The 22128-nt window shown below is 23.3% G+C and carries 16 protein-coding genes and 1 tRNA gene; 5 read left to right on the top strand and 12 right to left on the bottom strand.

What is annotated here, in order from left to right; translation table 11 throughout:
• The first annotated feature begins 2071 nt into the window (after positions 1–2071).
• From B2G44_RS01035 to B2G44_RS01020, 4 genes are all read left to right on the top strand, one after another.
• Positions 2072–3097 carry a phosphate acyltransferase gene (locus B2G44_RS01035; RefSeq protein ID WP_078123006.1) on the top strand — a complete coding sequence of 342 codons (1026 nt, stop codon included), beginning with the start codon at positions 2072–2074 and terminating at the stop codon, positions 3095–3097.
• A 14-nt stretch (positions 3098–3111) separates the two neighbouring features.
• Positions 3112–3792, top strand: coding sequence for a ribonuclease III (gene rnc / locus B2G44_RS01030; protein ID WP_078123005.1), 681 nt, complete (start codon positions 3112–3114; stop codon positions 3790–3792).
• A complete protein-coding gene (locus B2G44_RS01025) occupies positions 3792–4406 on the top strand; it encodes a DnaD domain protein (RefSeq protein WP_078123004.1) in 615 nt (204 codons plus the stop codon). Before rnc ends, B2G44_RS01025 begins: the two co-directional genes overlap by 1 nt.
• Positions 4407–4548: 142 nt before the next feature.
• A complete protein-coding gene (locus B2G44_RS01020) occupies positions 4549–5067 on the top strand; it encodes a hypothetical protein (RefSeq protein WP_078123003.1) in 519 nt (172 codons plus the stop codon).
• 38 nt (positions 5068–5105) lie between these two features.
• Here the strand turns inward: B2G44_RS01020 and B2G44_RS01015 are convergent, their stop codons facing one another.
• From B2G44_RS01015 to B2G44_RS00985, 7 genes are all read right to left on the bottom strand, one after another.
• Positions 5106–6734 carry a CTP synthase gene (locus B2G44_RS01015; RefSeq protein ID WP_078123002.1) on the bottom strand — a complete coding sequence of 543 codons (1629 nt, stop codon included), beginning with the start codon at positions 6732–6734 and terminating at the stop codon, positions 5106–5108.
• A gap of 59 nt (positions 6735–6793) precedes the next feature.
• Positions 6794–7666: a phosphatidylserine decarboxylase gene (locus B2G44_RS01010; RefSeq protein ID WP_078123001.1), complete on the bottom strand. Its 873-nt coding sequence runs from the start codon at positions 7664–7666 to the stop codon at positions 6794–6796.
• The gene (locus tag B2G44_RS01005) at positions 7663–8367 is read right to left on the bottom strand and encodes a CDP-alcohol phosphatidyltransferase family protein (protein WP_078123000.1); all 705 of its coding nucleotides are present in this window, start codon (positions 8365–8367) and stop codon (positions 7663–7665) included. Before B2G44_RS01005 ends, B2G44_RS01010 begins: the two co-directional genes overlap by 4 nt.
• A 115-nt stretch (positions 8368–8482) precedes the next feature.
• Positions 8483–8998: a DNA-directed RNA polymerase subunit delta gene (gene rpoE / locus B2G44_RS01000; protein WP_078122999.1), complete on the bottom strand. Its 516-nt coding sequence runs from the start codon at positions 8996–8998 to the stop codon at positions 8483–8485.
• Positions 8999–9149: 151 nt separating this feature from the next.
• Positions 9150–9422 carry a YbaB/EbfC family nucleoid-associated protein gene (locus tag B2G44_RS00995; RefSeq protein WP_078122998.1) on the bottom strand — a complete coding sequence of 91 codons (273 nt, stop codon included), beginning with the start codon at positions 9420–9422 and terminating at the stop codon, positions 9150–9152.
• Positions 9423–9521: 99 nt separating this feature from the next.
• Positions 9522–11360 carry a DNA polymerase III subunit gamma/tau gene (gene dnaX / locus B2G44_RS00990; RefSeq protein ID WP_078122997.1) on the bottom strand — a complete coding sequence of 613 codons (1839 nt, stop codon included), beginning with the start codon at positions 11358–11360 and terminating at the stop codon, positions 9522–9524.
• Positions 11361–11442: 82 nt separating this feature from the next.
• Positions 11443–12810, bottom strand: a complete 1368-nt coding sequence (locus tag B2G44_RS00985; protein WP_078122996.1) for a Wadjet anti-phage system protein JetA family protein — start codon at positions 12808–12810, stop codon at positions 11443–11445.
• A 161-nt stretch (positions 12811–12971) separates the two neighbouring features.
• Here B2G44_RS00985 and B2G44_RS00980 point away from each other — a divergent pair, with 161 nt between their 5' ends.
• Entirely contained in the window at positions 12972–13601 is a 630-nt protein-coding gene (locus tag B2G44_RS00980; protein ID WP_078122995.1) for a nitroreductase family protein, read from the top strand.
• Positions 13602–14503: 902 nt separating this feature from the next.
• Here B2G44_RS00980 and B2G44_RS00975 read toward each other — a convergent pair.
• The 5 genes from B2G44_RS00975 to B2G44_RS00955 all read right to left on the bottom strand — a co-directional run bounded on the left by B2G44_RS00975 (position 14504) and on the right by B2G44_RS00955 (position 22026).
• A complete protein-coding gene (locus B2G44_RS00975) occupies positions 14504–14851 on the bottom strand; it encodes a hypothetical protein (RefSeq protein WP_078122994.1) in 348 nt (115 codons plus the stop codon).
• A gap of 130 nt (positions 14852–14981) precedes the next feature.
• Positions 14982–16319 carry an FAD-dependent oxidoreductase gene (locus tag B2G44_RS00970; protein ID WP_078123007.1) on the bottom strand — a complete coding sequence of 446 codons (1338 nt, stop codon included), beginning with the start codon at positions 16317–16319 and terminating at the stop codon, positions 14982–14984.
• Positions 16320–16472: 153 nt separating this feature from the next.
• A complete protein-coding gene (locus B2G44_RS00965; RefSeq protein WP_078122993.1) occupies positions 16473–20993 on the bottom strand; it encodes an exonuclease domain-containing protein in 4521 nt (1506 codons plus the stop codon).
• 117 nt (positions 20994–21110) lie between these two features.
• Positions 21111–21198 (bottom strand) — tRNA-Leu (locus B2G44_RS00960).
• 294 nt (positions 21199–21492) lie between these two features.
• Positions 21493–22026, bottom strand: coding sequence for a helix-turn-helix domain-containing protein (locus tag B2G44_RS00955; protein ID WP_078122992.1), 534 nt, complete (start codon positions 22024–22026; stop codon positions 21493–21495).
• Positions 22027–22128 lie beyond the last annotated feature (102 nt).

Raw genomic sequence — 22128 nt, 5'->3', positions numbered from 1 at the left:
CCATTGAATAAATAGTAAATTACTTTCTTCTTTCGCCCTATAAGAGTCATTAACTCTCTTCTCGGTAAGGCGATTAACTAAATTATATCAAATTTAGGTTTATTCTTACGACTACTAAGAAGATTCTTTATCCTTAACCGTCCGGGCTTTTATTTCCGGATTAGTAAACTTAATTACTTAGTTTTAGGATTCTCCAAGTTACTCTAAATCTCTACCTTAATTCCTTAGGTGAAGTACCCTCTTTTAGGAGGCTGATTCCAGGTTTCTTTTATCTGATAAACTACTCAATACTTATTGATTATACTAGTAGACTCTGGACTATTCGTTTAAGCAACTTCCGAACAGGTTTATTTATTACATCAATTTTCCATCTTAGACCATTGCAGGCTTTTCCATAGAATTATTCAGTGGCGGAGTCATCTTGACTAATTTGCTTTCGTCGCAACCCGCTTTTATGGTCTGCTGTAATTCGGCATTCTTTCGTTTGCCAAACCAACCATATTCTTTCAGAGCTTATCGGCTCTGGCTATTGGTTAGATAGCACGAAATTTAGACCTCTTTGGCGCCCCAATAATAAATATAAAAATACTTATATTTTTGATCTCGCAAATTTTTTTGAAAATCTAATTTGAAAAAAATATATCCAATAGAAAATCTCTTAATATATTTGTAAAATTTAATAAATTACAATTAATAATTTAGATAAAATGATAACTAATAAATTATTGGAATTCGATGAGAAAATAATAAAATAAAATTTTCTTACAAAAATAAAAAATTAAAAAAATTTTAATATTTTTTTATAATTATTTAAAAAATTCTATTTAATATTACAGAAAAGTAAAATAATTTAAACTAATTACTATTACTAATTACTATAAACTATAATAATTTCATATTAGAATTATATAATTTTTATATCAAATGTCAAGAAAAAATTAAAATTATAAACTCAAATACATAATAGTTAAAAAGCAAATATGAATTCAACTTTTAAATTTTATTTATTTTAAATTTTCAACCAAAATAAAAGAAAAATAAGCACTTTTAAATGAATTTTAAATAAAAATTAACTTCTAATATCATAATTACAAAATATGTTATAATTAAAAAGTTGATATTATTTTTTGAATATTAAAATATTCATTTTAATAAAATCATTTCCATAAATTAAAATAAGATTTTATAAGTATAAAAAATGCGAATTTATTAGTAAATAATTAGAGACACCAAAAGACATAAATATAAAATAATCTCACCAATCGCAAATAATGATCAAAATAAAAAATTCCCGAAAAGAAATCATTAGGAACTACAACCATTCTTAAAAGCTGGTTACGACAAAGTAATTAGTCAAAAAAAGATATATTAACGAAATAACTCCAAAAATATTCTTTAAAAAATAAGAAGATCACTGTAAATATAAGAATCACTTTTCTAAGAAATCAAGATTTAAGATTTAGGTTATTAAATTAGCCGATAATAAAATAAAAATTATAAGTACCAACAATAAAAGCGACTTTTTTATTAGTGATCGAAAGATTAAAATTTAATAGGGAATCATTAAATAGCTGATCTATTAAGGAAAAGGCTAAAAAAATTGATAGAGCAAAATAATTCAACAATTTATGGTTGATAAACTTGCTGGTTCGGTTAAGAAGAATAAGACTTGTTTAATAATAGATATCAAAAAAATAAATCTAATTGTTAGAATACAAATTTAGGAAAATTTCCTATTTTATTTAAAGAGTGTTGTTTATATAATAAATACCAAAAAAAAGTAAATATAATCTATTACTATTATTAAATAAAAATTAAAAATTTTTAACTCATGTTAAATTTATTTCATATTTAAATAAGAAAATAACCTTAACAAAAAATATTATTTTTTGATAATTATTTGAATTGATAATTATAAATAAAAAACGTAAAAAGCAAAAAATGAATTTTTTTAATTAATAATATTAATACAAAAATCTTATAAAACTTATAAAGATTTAAATAAACTTTTAATAAAAAAATGATGACAAAATTTTACAAAAATTAAAAATTTTAAATATAAGGATTTTATATGATTACATTAGCTATAGACGCTATGGGCGGAGATTTCGCGCCTAAAACAGTAATTCAAGGAACAATAGAAGCTTTAATTGCAAATCAAAATTTAAATGTTTATTTATATGGTATTCAAACTCAAATAGAAGATTGTTTACAAAACATATTTACCACAAATATTTTAAATTCTATTAAAACAAGATTAAAAATTATAAATACTCCTTTATACTTGCCTATGAATGCTAAAAATATCAGAGAAGCTATAAGAGATAATCTTCCTTATTCCATGTTGGTAGCTCTTAGAGACACCGCAAATTCAAAAACTTCAATAGATAGTTTTATAACAGCTGGTCCAACACAATCTTTAGTTTTAGCTAGTTACCTTATTATAGGAACTTTACCTGGTATAAAAAGAATATCATTGGCACTTATGTTTAAATCCATCGATCATCGAACTAGAATTTTAACAGATGCAGGAGCTAATGCGGAAATAAAAGAAGAAAATATTTTAGATTTCGTTGTATGCGCTAATTTTTTAGCTCAAACATTATTACATATTCCTAACCCCAAAATTAAACTTTTAAATATAGGTACAGAGTCTAATAAAGGCAGAAATATAGATATTAATATATTTAAATTATTAAGCAATAATCCCAATATTAATTTCCGAGGTAATGAAGAACCGAATAACTTTTTCAATACAGAAGCTGATATTTTAATAAGCGATGGATTTACAGCTAATATGATTTTAAAAACATTTAAAGGAACTGTAGAAATGTATAAAAGACATTTAAAACAAATACTCACTAGTAATCTTTGCACCCAAATAATTAGCAAAATCTTTTTAGAAAAAAACATAAAAAAACATTTTCAACAATTTAATACGGATGAAACGGGAGGGGCTATATTGTTAGGATTAAACAAACTGATTATCAAAGCTCCTGGAAATTCTACAAGTAATGCTTTTTATCAAACTATTAATCAAACTATTAATTTAATCAAAAAAAATTTTTTAAAAAAAATAATTGAAAAATTTCAATAAATACAAGGATTATCATGTATCTTCAAAATTTATTTACAAGATTAAATATAAAACCTAAAAATATTAATTTGTATATTAACGCTTTAACACATAGTTCATACGCTAATGAACATAATTTAAAAAATCAAAACAATGAAAGATTAGAATTTTTAGGTGATTCTATTATTAATTTTCTTATGGCCAATTATCTTTATAGAAAAAATCAAGATAACGAAGGTATAATGACTAAAAAAAGAGCTCAAGCTGTTTGTGTAGCATCTCTATTAATTTATTCAGCTGAAATAAATCTAAAACAATATATTTTATTAGGAAAAGGCGAACGCAAAAGAGGCATATATAATTATTCCATTATTGCTGATGCTTTCGAAGCTTTATTTGCGGCTATTTATTTAGATTTAGGTTATTTACAAGTTAAAAAAACTTTTCATTATATAGTAGTTCCTTGTTTATCAAAAGTCATAGGTATTATTGATTTTAAAACACAACTACAAGAATTAGTACAAACACGTCATCAACATATTAAATATAAAATTGTTGCTGAAACAGGATTAGCGCATGAAAAAGAATTTATTGCCGAAGTATATTTATCTGAACAACTATTAGGCAAAGGCGAAGGGAAAACCAAAAAATCCGCCGAACAACAAGCGGCTAAAATAGCTTTAGAAAAATTATCACAAGAAAGTAAATTAAAATAATGTTAAAACAAATATATGAAGAAGGGTGTTTAGATATAGAAAAAATTTTAATTAATCAATATCTAAAACTTAATTTACTCATTAAAGAAGTCAAATTATTATTATTACTCTTTCAACAATACCAAACTCCTATTCTATCGACAGAAAAAATAATACAACAAACTAATTTTTCCTTACTAGAAATAGATAATATTTTAAGAAATTTAATAAAAAAAAATTTTTTATTTTTATATCAAAAAAAAATTAATAATCAAGTCCAAGAAATGTTCGATCTTAGTCAAACTTTTAATAAAATTGAAAATTTATATAAACAACTAAAATTAAATAAATTAAAACATAAAAATACTTCAAATATTAGCGATACTATATCTAATATGGAAAAAATGAAAGGAGATGTCTTAAATAACCAAGAATTAGAAATAATTAAAAAATGGTATATTGAATTTAATTATCCACATGATAAAATTATAAAAGCAATCCAACAAGCACATATTCACAAAAAAAAATCTATTTTTTACATCAACAATTTGCTAAATTATCAAAATAAACAAAATATATCGCAAGATAAAAATATAGAAAAAAATCTACATAAAATTTTTGATAAAATAAAATAATAAATTAAAAATAATTTATTATTTTACCTTATCTAATGCTAAAAATATGTTATAATTGAAGGCGATATTGAATCTTTTTTTATAAACCAAAAGATTTAATAATAAAATTATAATAATATAGAGGAGAAGAAAAAGTTTCTTTATGAATCACAAAGAAAATTTTTTACAAACTAAAAACGGCAAAATTACAGTTGGTGTGTTAGCATCTTTAGGTATAGCTATAGTTGTTTATCTAATAGCAGCTAAATTATTACATTGGAAACCTTTTAACATAACAACATTAACAAATAAAGATATAGAAAATTTAAAAGTAGATCTTAAAGACTTAAGTGGAAAACAAAGAGTAGCTGATCTTTCTTCAGACGATGCTAAAAAAGAAGGCCAAAAAGCAGTTGATGGTCTAAAAAAAATAATAGATGCATTTGCAGAAAATAACAAAGCAGATGATAAAGATAAAAAAATCTCTAGCGCAACAATGCAATCAGCAAATGATTTAAAAACAAAAGCTGATGATGCATTAAAATTTGTTAATGAAGAAAGTGCTGCTCCTAAAGAATGGAATGATGCAGACGTAGTAAATTTTGTAAACAACAAAATGGTTAAAGCTTCTGAAATCAATGATTTGTTAAATAAGGCTAAATCAGATTTAAAATTATCATAAAATCAATTTAATTTTGAATAAAATAAAAAAGTGTTCTTTTATGAACACTTTTTTTTATTCTTTTGATGATGAATTACCGCAGTTAAAATAAAATCTTTAAATAAGGGATGCGGATGAAAAGGTCGAGATAAAAATTCTGGATGAAATTGAACTCCTATAAACCAAATATGATCTACTAATTCTATTATTTCTACGATTGATTTTTGCAAATTAAAACCCGAAACTCTAAAATTTTTATTTCGCATAAACATAGAAATATATTCGGAATTCATTTCATAACGTTGACGATATCTTTCAGAAATTACTAATTTTCGATAAATCGAATAACTTTTACTTGGAGTTACAATTTTAGTCTGTTTTAAACCTAATCTTAAAGTCCCTCCTATATCAGTATCACTAATTTTGCATTTAATTACCGGATGAGGAGTATTTTCATCTATCTCCGTCGAATTTGCTCCGAATAAATTTAACACATTATTAGCATATTCCACCACAGCCAACTGCATACCTAAGCAAATCCCAAAAAAAGGGATATTTCGGCAGCGAGCATAACGAATAGCTTGTAATTTGCCTTCAATAGCTCGACTACCAAAACCACCAGGAACTAAAATACCATCACAGTCGCACAAAAACTCATGTACATTATCACTATTAATATCTTCAGAATAAATAAATTTAATATCAATGCCTACTTTATTAAAATAAGCTGCATGTTTAAGAGCTTCTACTACAGATAAATAAGCATCATGAAAAGAAGTATATTTACCAACTATACCAATCTTAACAACTTTTTTTAAAATTTTCATCTGTTGAATCATTTCTTGCCATGCTGATAAATTAGCTACTGGTAAAGATTCTAAATTAAAAAATTTCAAGATGAAATTATCAATTTGTTGAGCATGCAAATTCAGAACAATAGTTTCCACAATAGAAACATTCACATTAGAAAAAATAGCTTCTTTTTTAACATCACATAAAATCGAAATTTTTTCTTTTATTTCTGCCGAAATATCACTTTCACTTCTTAAAATCAAAATTTGAGGTTGAATGCCTAAAGATCTCAACTCCTTCACGCTATGTTGCGTAGGTTTAGTTTTAGGTTCTCCTGAAAATTTTAAAAAAGGTATTAAAGTATTATGTATATATAAAACATTTTCAAAACCCAAATCTTGTCGCAATTGACGAATTGCTTCTATAAAAGGTAATGATTCTATATCACCGATAGTTCCCCCTATTTCCACAATTAAAATATCATATTGACAAGAATAAACATTTTTTAAAATTCGCGATTTAATTTCATCTGTAATATGAGGAATAACTTGAATAGTTTTTCCTAAATAATTTCCTTGACGTTCTTGTTGAATAACATATTGATAAATTTGACCTGTTGTAATACTCGAATCTTTGGTAAGATTAATATTTAAATATCTTTCATAATGACCCAAATCTAAATCGGTTTCGGCTCCATCATTAGTCACAAAAACTTCACCATGTTGTTGCGGACTCATAGTGCCCGAATCTACATTAATATATGGATCTAGTTTTTGCATAAAAATTTTTAAATTACGTTGTTTTAATAAATATCCCAGAGAAGAAGCTAACAAACCCTTTCCTAATCCAGAAACAACTCCGCCTGTAATAAAAATAATTTTAGTTTTTTTGCGCATTGATAAATTAACTATCCATTCATTATTATTTTTTTAATTTCATTCTACCTTTATTAAATTTAATTTTTCAATTTAAAACCTATAGTCTCTCCTATATTCACTTTAGTTTCTACACCAATTTGAGAATTATTCAAAATTAATTGATTAAATTTAATTTTATTAGGTTCAATTAAGAGCACAATAACAGAACCTCCAAAAGAAAAAAAACCCTTTTCTTGGCCTTTTTGAAAACTACAGATCGGATGGTTATTGATTTTACCTACTAATAAAGCTCCTACTTCCATTTGTATAATATCCCCAAAATTACAAGTTTTTAAAATAGTATATTCACGACTATTTTCGGAAAAAACATTAAAATATTTAAAAGCAATGGGATTAACTGTATGCAATCTCCCTTTTATTTTCACATGCTTTTCATCTTGAATGCCCTGATCTACAAAAATATATCTATGATAATCAAAAATTTGCAATCTCAACATCACTAAAAAACCATTAAGATATTTTTGAACTAAATAATCATTTTTCAAAAGATCATTCAAATGATAAGAAGTATTTTTAATATTAAAAAAACTATTAGCATTAATATTAAAAATACGAATTTGACCCTCTCCAGGACTAATAAAAGTCAAACGAGAAGCGTCAAAATTAATTTTTTTATAAACACGAATAAAAAAATCATTATAAGATTTAAATGAATTTTGTGTAAATAAACTAGTATTAATATGATTTTTAATAATAATCTTTTTAACATGAATACGCGAAAAGATAGAATTTAAATAAAAACTAAATATTTTGCTAAAAATATGAGAAATAAATATTCTTAATAAAAAACGTTTCCACCATTTTTTTTGTATATCTTGATATAAAAATTTTTGCAACCAACTACTTGTCACTTGCTTATGTTTGTTATTCGTTCGAAATAAAAAATTCACATTCTCCTCGCATTAAAAAAAATATTTTTGTTTATAAATAAAAAAACAAAAATAATAATAAATAATAAACACAAAATCAATAATACCCCTAAGATATCAGGTTTATTAAAATGAAGTTTATCACTAATAAATAAAAAAGATAACAACATTAAGCAAAAAACATATACACTTATAAAAATTTTATCCCAATACAATATTCTAAAAGGATCAAAAACAAATAATAAAACTAATAAAGGAAACAAAATAGATGCAACGGTTACAGGAACACCAACAAAACTAGAAATACTTGCTTTTTTTTTAGAACTTTCGTTTAAAACATTAAAATAAGCTAAACGAATTAAAGATGTCAAAAGATATAAACAACTAATTAAAACAAAAGCAATATCGTAATAATTTTTAAAATCTAAATCTTTATTAAAAATTTTTTTATAAAAGGATATACCTATAAAAATAGGTAACATACCGAAACTAATCAAATCAGCTAAAGAATCTATTTGGACACCATATTTTTTTTCTTTAAGAGAACGACTTTTTTTGCAACGACTAATAATACCATCTAAAACATCTAAAATGCCAGATAACAACAATAAAAGACAAGCGCCAATAATTTTATTTTGAGTAGCGAATATCACTCCCAAAAATCCACTTAACAAATTTAAATAAGTCAAATAAACAGTATAATTATAAATTCCTAAAAACATAATTCACTATTACAACCTTCATCTATTATAAATCGAGAAAAACACTTAATCATGTTTTAATTAATATAATCTACCTAAAATGATATAAAAATGAAAAATCCGGAATATAACTTACTCAATAATTATATTCATTAATATCTTCATTTTTATCTTCTGTATTAGAAGAATCACTTTCATCTCTTAGAGAATCTTCATCATCGTCCAAAACTGTATCATCTATATCTTCTAAAATTTCACGATCAGCTGTTTCATCTGTAGGGATAAAATCTGAATCGTTTTCTAATCGAAAATCATCATCCAAATTATTAGAATATTTTAAATCTAATAATTCAGGATCAATATCAGATTTCTCTTCATCTGCATAATATTCTTTATCCCATAAATCTAAATTATCAGTTTTAATCCCCCATAAATCTTCACCATGAAATACAAATAATCCGCTAACAACAATATCCGAATACAATTGTAAAAAACATTCCTGTTGTAAATCTTTTATTTTTTTTACTTGAAAAACCTGTTCTATTAATTGATGAATAGGCATAGGTTTTTGATTTTTTTGCAAAATATCTAAAGCCAATTCTAACATAGAATATTCTAAATAATTTTGATTATTACTTGTTTCATTTATCATAATATTTCTAATAACCTTCTTTTTGTATTTTTTAACAATTATTCAAACTATTAAACTTATAAATATTCATAAAAAACATCCATAATAACCAATAACGTTAATAAGCAATATTAAAATCAAATTAACTCCAAAAACTTCTAATTGACAATTCTTAAACTTCTAAATATTCTGAAGCTCTTGTAATAACATCGCGAGAAGCTTTATCAACCTGCTGCAAAACATTATTAAAAGATAATAAAATACTTTCTTGTAATAGATCTAAATTTTGAAGAATTTGAGAATTTTGAATACGTACATCAATAACTTGTTTAGTTCCTTGCATCACAATCATTACATCACCAACACAAGCGGTAAACTCTCTAGATTCTAATTTTTTTTGCTCATATTTAATGGATTCTTGAATTCTTTTTAATTTTTCGAACATATTACATTCCGTTCCTTATTCTAAATTATGATTTTAATCCGTCAATCACTATATTATAACTACAATAGGAATAAAATATTAAAAAAATTGTCTTATTTATCATTTTGATCTAACTTTATCAATGCCAAAATATTCAATAGCTAATTGAAAAAATTGAGTTTTTTCAGCAAAATTATTAGAATCATCAGAGACTAATAATTGAACATTATTCGATGAATTAACGTTCGAATTTATTAAAAAATTATGTTGAGACGTAAATGTAGAATGTTTTAAATAAAAATTCACATCCAATTTAGACAATTCAGAATCACATATATAAGGATTTTTTTGATATTTTTCAAAAAGAGGAAATAATTTATGTTCCCAATCTTGATGCAAAATTACAAAATACTCTTTCATTAATTTTTTTTTGTTATTTAAAATAGTTTTTATTTTATTTTTAATATGCGGTTTAAGTAATTGTTGATATGCTTCGGTATTATCGCAAGCAATCAACCATTCTTTATTTAAATTAATTAAACACAATTTACTTTTATATAAACACATAGCAGCCATTTCCAAGTTTTTATCAGAAATTTCGGTTAATTTATGCCAATTTTTCGATAACTTTTGAGTCATAGATAAATCAGGAGTTATTAAAATTTGTTTGATACCATATAAAAAACTATCTAATTTTTCGGAATTCAAAGCATTATCATTTGAACATTCAAAATCAAAAACACTAGAATTTGCCGATAAACTAATATTATTTGAAGAAGTAGTTGTTAAGGGCTTTGGAAATGATAATGACTCTCTTTTAGGCATAACATTTTCTAGATTAACCCCGCTATTATCATAAGTGATATTTTGATTATTTAAAATACCTTTTTTTTTATATGACATTAAAAACTCTTTTAAGCGAATGCAATTAATAATAAAATATTTTTTTTTATGAAAATTATGTTTAAGATTATTTTTCCAAGTAAATAAAAAAACAAAAAATTGATCTTTAGAATTAATATCTAAATTTTTAAATATTTTTTTAACATTATTATCATCATCTTTCCATTCTTGAATAAATAAAGTTAGAAAAAAATCTATTAATTCTTCCATAAAAAATAAAATATCTACATAAGGATGCAAAAGATTTTCTAAAAAATCAATCATCGTAACAAAATCACCATATAATAAATAATTAATTAATTCCTTCATTTTATGTTTCGGAACTAATCCTAAAATTTTCGCAACTTCGTCCGAACTGATATGACTATTATGATAATAAGTGCTAACTTGTTCTAATCTATTTAGAGCATCTCGCATGCTACCTTTAGAAAAAATAGCAATTTGATACAAAGCATTTTCGTGAATATCAATATTTTCTTTAATAGAAATGAATTTCAATTGCTTTGCGATATCTTCTGTTGTAATCTGTTTTAATCCGAAATGTTGAGTACGCGAAACAATAGTTTTAGGAATTTTATTAAATTCACTTGTAATTAAAATAAAAATAATTTTAGCAGGTGGTTCTTCTAATAATTTTAACAAAGCATTAAAAGCATTATAAGATAAAACATGAACTTCATCAATAATATAAATTTTATATTTGCCAAAAATAGGTTTATATTTTGAAGTATCTTGTAATTCTCTAATTTCATCTACACCATTATAAGAAGCACCGTCTATCTCAATTAAATCCAGATTGTTTTTTTGATTTATACTTATACAAGATTTACATAAATTACAACAATCGAAATTAGAATCATTAGAACAATTAATGGCTTTAGCTAAATTTTTTGCTAGGGTTGTTTTTCCCACACCCTTATCACCACTAAACAAATAACAATGATTTATCTTACAATATTGAATAGCATTTTTTAAAGTCTTAACAATAATATCTTGGCCGATAATATTTTGAAAATTTTGAGGCCTATATTTACGATATAAAGACAAATAATTCATAACTCGACAACACCTTTTTTATTTTATTCTGTTAATTTTGCTTTAATTTAAATAATTATCAGACAATTAATTGAATTAATTTCTATTTTTTAATTATTAAAAAATTAGAAAAAGAGATATCATTAACTATAATTCTATGATACAAAGGTTTAATAGAATAAAAATTAATTAATTTTGAAGAATATAATAAAATTAACATTAATCGAGATAAATCTTGAGGTTTTTCTAAATTAATATCGGAAGCTAAATAATAATTTTGATTAAATTTTAAATTTTTAACAAATTTAAGAATATTATTTTTAGTATAAAAAAAATCTTTCTTTAATAAACAATTTTTTTTATTTTTTAATAAATTTTTTGATTTTTCCGATATTAAAGTTAATTTACTAATAACAAAATTTTGCTTATGACGGCGAGGTTTATAAAAGGAAAATTGATCTAAATTACGAATATAACTCAAATTAAATAAATAATTATATTCAAAAACATGATCATTAATCAATCTAATACCACGAAGCAATAAGTTTAACAAATTATCATTTTTATTATCAAACAATAAAATTCGCTGACAAATAATTTGTAAATATTGTTCGTTTTTAATATCAATAATTTCTATTAATCTATCGGCAATTTTTAAATTCAACTTCATTTGTTGAATTTGTTCTTTGATTATTACAACATTTTCTTCTAAAGTTTTTTGATTAATAAGACATAATTGTTCACTTAAAGATTTTACGTAAATATGATAATCTTCCAATTGATTTAAAAATAAATTAATATATCTACGATATTTAAAAAAATTATCTGATGTTTTTAACCAATAATAAGAAGAATCAAAAAAATTTTTTTTATAATTTTTTAACAATTGGGATAATAGAAGTTGTGTGTTTATGTAGTTTTTAGAATTTAACAAATTATAATAAAAACGATAAATATTAGACTTTAAAATTTTTAATTTCCACAAAATATTTTGTGTTTTAATTAAAGCTTCATAAAAATTAGCATAATTTTTTTCTATTAATAAAGATTTTAACAAAGCATAAATACTATAAATATTACCAATAGATTCAGGTTTTACTTGATTTACAGTTTTTTTAAAAAAATGAATCATTTCTAAACTATAATCAAAAAAACTTAAACAATCATTATTGTAACCAATTCGTTCTTCACCAATCCACCCATATTTTTTTAATAAATAAATAATTTTGGAAGCTTTTTGTTTAGAATCAACTGAAACTTGTGAATCAATTTCATCATCCAAAAAAAAATTATTTTTATTAAAATAGTTTTCCAATACAGAAATAGCTAAATTTTTATTAATATATCCATCAAATTCGTCATTTGCTAAATCTGCTAATAATAAAAGACAATCCAAATAAATTTCTTTATTAGAAGAAGATAATAAATTAAAAAAATTTAATGGTAAAATATCGAATAAATTATACGACATATTTTAAAATCCAAAAAAACCTTTCTAATTTATTTATTTTATTATCGAAAATATTAATTTATGGAACTTATTTTAAAATTTGTTAAAATACATTGTCTAAAATTATATAAAATATAAACAAATGTTAAATAATTTAACTTAAATAAAGGATTAAAAACAAAATGAAAATTAAAACTATTAGATCTTTCAATCCCGATCACCAAATACCGATTAAAATTTGGCAAACAATTTTTCAAGAAATTCGATATACCCCTTCCTCTTTTGATTTACAACCGTGGCGTTTTTTTATAATTACTAAATCTACAGATAAAGAAAAACTAAAAAAATGCATGATAGGAAATATTCCGCAAACAACAAATAGTTCTGCTATCATCATATTATGCGGAAATATTAACAAAGTCCAAGATGCTTCATATATTTATAACAATAAACTAAAACATAAAAATATCTCACTAATCCAAAAAGAAATTATTTTAAAAAAAATACAAAAACATTATCATAACATGAATCCAAAAACATTAAAAAATGAAATTTTTTTTGAGTGTGGTTTAATTGCCTGTAATCTTGTTATTACTTTACAACATTTTAATTATAATACTTGTTTTATGGGAGGTTGTTATTTTGATAAATTAAATGAATTATTTAATATAGAAAAAAAATACATACCTATTATTCTAATAGCTGTAGGTCAAAGTAATAATAAAGATAAAATTGAATCTACAATAAATAAAAATATAGAAAACTCAATACCATTTAAACTAACTATAAATGATTTTGTTAATTTTTTATAAATTTCATTTCATTTGTGAAAATCAAATTTTTTAAAAATATATAAATCATAAATACCTCCGCAAGTTTATAAAATTTATAAAAAATCCCAAAATTATTAAAAATATTTAGATTATCTAAAAATTAATTATAAAAATAAATTCAAATAATTATTATATATTTTTTTAAAGAAAAAAATCTTAAAAAATCAAAAATATAATCTGATTTTTTTAAAATAAAAATATCTCTATTTATATTTTATTAAATAAATATAAATCCATTAATAAATAAATTATAAAATTTTTTTAATTATTCATAAAAAATAAAACAATAGAAATCAAAAATTTGATTTTTTATAAATATTAAATTTTTAAATTTAATTTAAAAAATTTATAAAAATATCCTTGATAAAATAAAAAATTCACAAAAACAATTAATATAAATGGTGGAGATGAGGGGATTCGAACCCCTGTACAAAATTAATCAGTTTTATTTGTTGTACATAATTATTTTGTTTTATGGGATAAAAAACAAACAAAAAATATTTAACAAATGTAAAAATAAAAAAATAATTAATTCAATAATATAATATTTTAATTTTTTAAATATCTAATTAAGAAATAACCTAGATATCTTCAAAATTAATTAATAAAGCAAAATCAAAAATTATATAAATTTAATTTGCTTACGCTGTTGCGCGAGACATACCAAAATTTGTTGCTTGATTAGCAAAAAAATTGTTTTTATTTTCATATTCATTTTGACTAATTTTATTTTCTTTATTGCCGTTTATTAAAAACCTCGAACGTTTTTACTTGCGCAACCAAGTTATGACAAATAAAACCTTTTAATTTTGGCGAAACCAATAAACATCCCCATCTATATTTTAATTTAAAAAAAAATATAATCAATAAATAAATATTGATTAATTTTTTTTAATTTTAGGTAATAAAGATGATAAAAATTCACTCTTCAAATTGTGTAAAAAAATAAGAGATGAATGAACAAATTCTAACCAATAGTGTAATAATTTATCATAATTAGTGATAACAGTATCTTGGGTTGAAATTTTATTAATTTCATATATTGATTTTCGACTTTGAGGATAATCTTCTGTATTATGTACATCACCAATTTTTCTAGTATTATATTCCAATTTTTTTCTATAAAATGGTTCATTTTCTAAAGCTTTTTGATATAAAAGAGTTCCGCATAAAGCTATACAAATATTAAACATAATAAAGAAAATAATATTAAATAATTTGAAAAACATAATATAAAAACCTCTTCAGAATATTTGCAAATAAAATTATAAGAACAAAATATATTTGATTTTAATCATTTTATTTATCGCTAATCACATAAAGTTTTTCAAAAAAGAAACATCTTCATAAAAATTTAAATTATTTGAAACACCTTAAAGTAGCTAATTGCAACAAACTAAAAGGTTTATTGTAATGAGGATTAAAATAAGAATCAATAGAAAACAAACTTTCGACAGTCATCTGTTTTTGAATACACAAGCTCAAAATATTGATTTGTTCCAACAAATTAGATTTAGATAAAATTTGACCACCTAAAATTTTCTTAGTGTCTTTTTCAAATATAATCTTGAAAATAACTCCGTTATAGTCAGGCATAAACTCAGGTTTATCAGCATCTTTAATAACTTCAAAATCATAATTTAATTTCAATCGCGAAGCCACATATTCCGTAATTCCTGTAGAAGCAATATTGAGTTCATATATTTTAATAGCGCTAGTGCCTTGAACTCCAGAAAATGCTATTCTATTATTTTTAATATTTAAGCCTACAATAGTTCCTGTTTTGACAGCATTTGTAGCCAAAGGAATGTACTTATAATCCATTAAAGGGTTATATAATACATTAATACAATCACCGCAAGCATACACATCAGGATGAGAAGTTTGTAAAAATTCATTTACAATAAAAGCACCATTAGGTGATGTTTTTAAATAATTATGAGCAATACTGGAATTAGGAACGAAACTAATACATAAAATAACCATTTCTGTAGCAAAAATATCTTTATCAGTTTTTACATGAGTAACTAATTCGTTTTTAGTCACAAATTGAGAAACTTTTTGTCCTAAAGCCAAATGAACATGATTATTTATAAATTGTTTTTGAGCAGGTTCAGTAAATTCAACATCTAAATATTTAGACATAATTCTATCTTCAGCATCAATTAAAACAACTTTTTTGTTTTGCAAAGAAAAAGCTTCAGCTAACTCAACGCCAATATAACCAGCACCTATAATAGTAATATTGTCAACATTACGAGCATATTTAATAATTTCATTCGCATGTTCAAAATTTTTGCATAAAAACAAGTTTTTAGAATTAATTCCTTCTAATTTCGGAATTACTGGCCAAGAACCTGTAGATAAAATCAATTTATCAAAATAATCAAAAAATTCTTCATTAGTTTTTAAATTTTTAACCCAAATTTTTTTCTGATCAAAATCAATCTGTAACACTTCATGTTCTAAACACATATTTATCCCTAATGCAGACAATTCTTGAGCATTAGAATAAAATAAACCTTTTTTATCTTGAACAACTCCACCAATATATAAAGCTATACCGCAAGATAAAAACGAAACATTATCATTTCTTTCGTAAACAGTAATATCGATATTATCATATGGATAAGTTTTTCGAATAGTTTTAACAGCTGCAGTACCCGAATGAGTACAACCGACCACTATAACTTTCATCTTTTCATTCATTAATATCACCTTTTCATCTATTAAAATTATGTTTATAAGTTTCCGTAGTTTTAGTTTTTATAAATAATTAATTATAAAAGATATACAATTAAATTATAACATATATAAAAAATTAATTTATAATTTAAAATTAACAAAGTCTTATTCTAAAGGTAATTGTTGAATTAAATTTAAATCATGAAATTTTTTTAAAATTGTTTTATTCAATTTAACTCGTTTTTCAAAATCTTGTTGTGTGAATAATTTTTCACCACGCGCTTTCACAATATTATTAGCCCCTACTTGACCTAAACCATCAATGGTAATAAAAGGCATAATTAAAGAATTGGATGATAATTCCATCACAAATAGATTAGCTTCGGATTTATTCAAATCAATAGGTAAAAAATTATAACCTCTATCTTTCATTTCTTTAGCAATTTTTAAAGTATGCAATTTTTCTTTTTGAACTAATGTCATCTTTTTTTTATTAATTTTGTCAGATTTTTCTAATTTTTCAACAATAGAATGTATTTTATCAGATGACAACATCATATTGTCATAATCAAATTGCGACACTCTAGTAGAAAAATAACCTTTATAAAAAAGTAAAGGGGCATGAACCTTAAACCAAGCTATTCGTAAAGCCATTAAAACATAAGCGGCAGCGTGGGGTTTTGGAAAAAGATATTGAATTTTTTGTAAAGAATCGATATACCAATCATCTACATTATGTTCGCGCATGATTTGAGATAGATTTTTCCATTTTTGTATATCATTATTTTGTTTCCCCTTACGAACTAATTCCATAATTTCGAAAGCAATCAATTTTTCCAAACCTTTAGAAATTAAATAATTTAAAATATCATCACGACAAGTAATCAAATCAAAAATACTTTTATTATTTTTTAAATGATCTTGAGCATTTCCTGACCAAACACCAGTACCGTGAGATAAACCTGATACTTTAACTAAAGTAGAAAAATTAAATTTAAAATTAAATTTTTTTCCTTCTGAATTGATTTCTTTCAACATATCACGAACAAAAGGTGTTCCGAATTCAGGAATTGCTCGAGAAGTTTGGCAGTTCGATTTATTAGCAAAAAATTCATAAACTTGTTGATCATCGACAGGAATATCTTGAAATTTTCGAAAAGGAAAATAAGAAGGATTTTGAAGAACATCATCCATCAAAAACTTAATCAAAGTAGGATCATCATGACCCAAAATATCTAACTTAAATAAATTTTTTTCTAAAGCATGATAATCAAAATGAGTAGTTTTCCATTCGGAAGAAGTATCATTAGCAGGAAATTGGATAGGGGTAACATCATATATAGATAAACCTTTAGGAACAATCACAATGCCACCAGGATGTTGACCTGTAGAACGTTTTACCCCTTCAATCATTATAGCTCTACGATCTTTTTCGTTATCACTTATTGCAATTTGTCTTTCCTCCATAAAAGATCTAATGTAACCGTAAGCATTTTGTTTCGCCACAGTTTGAATAGTTCCAACCCGAAATACACAACTTTCACCTAATAATTCTCTAAAATAATTATGAATTTTATTTTGATAATCTCCAGAAAAATTTAAATCAATATCAGGTTTTCTATTACCACCGAAACCTAAAAAAGTTTCAAAAGGAATATCTTGACCATCTTTAATAAGAATTTTACCACAAATAGAACAAATTTCTTTAGGTAAATCATAACCTGAAAATACATTTGTAAAATGTTTTTGATATTTTTGTATATCAATAACAAAAGAATATGATTTGAAATAATTTTGATATTCAACATTTTGAAGTTCGGTTAAACTCATTTTCATAATAATATATTTACAAATAGCACAACGATAATGCGGAGGCAAGGGATTGATTTCAGTAATACCCAAAACATTAGCTATAAAAGAAGCCCCTACAGAACCTCGAGAACCCACTGGATAACCATCTTCAGTTGATTTTTTCACTAATAAATAGGATAAATAATAAATTGCGGCAATATTATTATTTTCTAAATTATCTTTAGGAGAAATTACAGATAATTCTTGTTCAATCCTATCTTTAACATTAGGATGTAACAAGTGACCATATAAATTAAAAATTTTTTCATTAATCAAACCTATCATTTCAGCTCTAATACTAGAAATTTTTAAATTTTTCAAAAACATATCATCAGGAATATTAAAAAGTTGATCAGAAAAAAATTGAAATTTTTCAATTTGTTGATTCAATAAATGAGTATTATTAATTACAATATCTTGTTTCAATTGTTCATCATTAATAAAATCAAAAGCACTTAACATTTCTTTAGTAGTTAAAAAATAATTATCAGGCAAAAATTGTGAAGGATATTTTGAAAGACGGTGTATACCGCCACCAATTAATTTCGCATTAATATAAACTTCACGTAAAACTTTTTCGTAAGAATATAAATAATGAACATCGCCAGTAGCTATGATAATTTTATTTTGTTTCCGAGCTTCTTTAATAATTTTCAAAATAGTATCTTGAATTATACTAAGACCATATGAATTATCATTATCAAATTCTGAAGAACCATTCAAATCATAAATAATATGACGATAAGCCTGAGGAGGTTGGACTTCAATATAATCATAATAAGAAATAGCTTTAGCTAAATCATATTCATCTTTAGATAAAGCGATATTAAACACATTACTATCAAAACAACCGCTACCAATTAATAAGCCTTCTCTGTATTTTTCAAAATTAGATTTTAATAAACGAGGGGTTTTCATAAAATCTCTCGTTAAAGCATCACTTATTAAATGAAATAAATTATTATAACCTTTTTTGTTTTTAACTATGATATTAACATGATAAGGTCTCTCAAATTTAATATCTAAAGGACCTTGCAAATCATAAAAATTCAATATTTTTTGAGCTTCTAATTTTTCTAACATTTCTAAAAAAACAAGAGCAGTAGCACGAGCATCGAATAAAGCGTTATGATATTGACCTTCTGAATCAATTTTAATTTTAAAAGATTTAACAATTTTCTCTAAAGAAAAAAATTTTAACAAAGTATTAAAATGCTTTTGAGCTAAAGATAAAGTATCAATAATAGGTAATAAAGGCCAAGATAAACCAATTTGTTTAGCTACCTCTTGTAAAAATTCTATATCAAAACTAGCGTTATGAGCTACCAAAACACAATCAGGACAATCTTTAATAAAATCTAAAAATTTTGGAAAAATTTCTTTAATATTAGGTTTTTTTAATAAAATATCATTAGAAATATTAGTTAATTCCTGAATAAAATGATTAATCTTTATATCTGTCCCGGGATTAATTAATTCATCAAAAAATTCAATAATTTTACCATTTTTAATTTTAACAGCAGCTATAGAAATTATTCTATCCCTAACCTTAGACAAACCAGTGGTTTCAATATCCAAAACCACATAACAATGATTTTTCAAAACAAAATCAGCAAATTTATCAATATTTATCTCTTGATTGGTAACAAAAATTGGATTTTCTTCGACAAAATTTAATTCTACTCCTACAATAGCTTTAATATTTTTATCAGAAATATATTTAGAAATTTCTGGAAAAGCATACAAACCATCATGATCTGTAAAAGCAATAGCTTCATGTCCCCATTTTTCCGCTAATTTTATATAATCTTTAGCACTAGTAATGGCATCTAAATTAGACATTTTAGTATGTATATGAAATTCAATTCGTTTTTTACCAGGATAATCATCTGTTTTTTTAAAAAAAATAGACGAATAATCTAAAATTTCATAATTTTCCAAATTAAAATAAAAATTTTTGTCTTTATTTTGAATTTTAATAACCACTAATATTAACATTCCCTCACGCAAAAAATTAAATAATTCATCGCGTTCCCTTTGAGCTTTCTTTTTATCTTTAGACAAAAATTTTTTAACCCATATAGAATCTTGCAAACTAACAGGATCAACCAAATAAAAACTAATCCAATTTTTATAATTATCATGATTAATAAATTGTAAATAACCTTTAATTTTAATTAAATTTAACCTTTCTTCATAAATAATAGGAATTTCTTTAAAATTTAATAAAGGAATATTTGGAATTTTATTATTAATAATTAATTTTTTGGAAAATTTTGGATTTTCATTTGTATTTTTATTAATGATATCAGTTTTGCAATCCAACAAATCAAAATTAAAATCAAAATATTGCATAAATAAACTTTTTAATTCTAATAATTTTAATTTTAATTGTTTTTCGTCTATGTTGTTCTGTCTTTTAAATAAACACTTTTTATTATTTATATCCAAAATAGTAGGATTTTTTTGAAAAAAATTTTTTAATTCTTTATCTATATTAAAGTATGCCATAACTTTATCTAACATATATTGATAATGTTTTTTCCAAATATAATCATCCTTTAACAGATTCCAATCTAGAATACGAAAATGCACATTAATTGTAGGTTGTAATTGTACAAAATTTTCTAAATCTTCACTCAATTGTTTTAAAAAAAAATTTTGAAATTCTTTTTCAAAAAATTCAAAATATTTAGTTTCTTCAGGATATTCTTCTATTTGGAAAAAACAATCCCAACTATTCGTTTTTTTATCATCAACCACAACTTCTATTAATGGAAAATTCGGAATATTTTTATTTTTAATAAATTTTATAAATTTTGAATAAAACTTCATTATCGATCTCAACTTAATTTTAATTATTTATTTTTAGTTTATTATTGAAAAATTTCATATATAAAAAAAAACGAAAACTTTCATGTCACTTTAAAAAAATAATTTTTTTGGATGGTATGGTACTGATGATCGGACTCGAACCGATATAAGTTCTTCACTTGTTTGATTTTGAGTCAAATGCGTCTACCAATTCCGCCACATCAGCATTAATAATAAATCAATTATAATAAATTATTAATTAATACTCACTAACTATAATAAGATTATATCATAACGTCTCTTGAAAAACTATCTGTAAAATTTTTTTCTATCTTAAAAAATTTCATGAAAAATCTTATTATTCTTAAATAAAATATAATTCTAATAAATTTCTTAAAATAAAAAATAATTTCATAAAAAATTATTCTTCTTTCATAATTAATTTTAATATAATTAAACAATATAATAATTTTGATTTCAATTAAATAAAAATGTTTATTTATATCATCATGACTATTTTCTAAAAAATAATTATTTTTAAAATTTTAGCATTTTTATAATTTTGATTATTAACAAAATAATATTCTTTATTAGATCCTAAATAAAAAGTATCTTCTTGTTTCAATAAATAATGTAATTTATCTAAAATTAAAAAAATCTCTCCCTCCAAAATAAAAAAAAACTCATGATAAACAGATTTAAATTGTAGTTCAGTTTGACCTTGGGGTTTAAGCTCAATAATAAGCGGTTCTATTTTAAATTTATCTAAATTTTTAAAAATATGATAAATTTTATTTTTCAAATGGGGATTATATTTAATATTAAAATCTGTTTTTTTATTGATTGCCATCATAGCTTCTTCATGTTGGAAAAAATCTACTATTGAAACTTTAAAAATTTTTAACATTAAAAACAAAGTATTTAGAGAAGGTAAGATTAAATTATTTTCGATCTGTGAAATATAACCTGTGGTCATATTAATTTTTTGCGCTAATTCTCTTTGAGTTAATTTTTGTTGCAATCTCAAATTTCGAATTTTATCACCTATGTACATATTAGGGCGCCAAAGAGGCCTAAATTTCGTGCTATCTAACCAATAGCCAGAGCTGATAAACTCTGAAAGGAGATGGTCGGTTTGACAAACGAAAGAATGTCA

It is taken from the genome of Candidatus Phytoplasma citri (assembly GCF_002009625.1).
GTDB lineage: Bacteria > Bacillota_I > Bacilli_A > Acholeplasmatales > Acholeplasmataceae > Phytoplasma > Phytoplasma citri.
The sequence above is the reverse complement of the archived record's forward strand: the minus strand, read 5'-3'. Positions and strand labels throughout refer to the sequence as shown.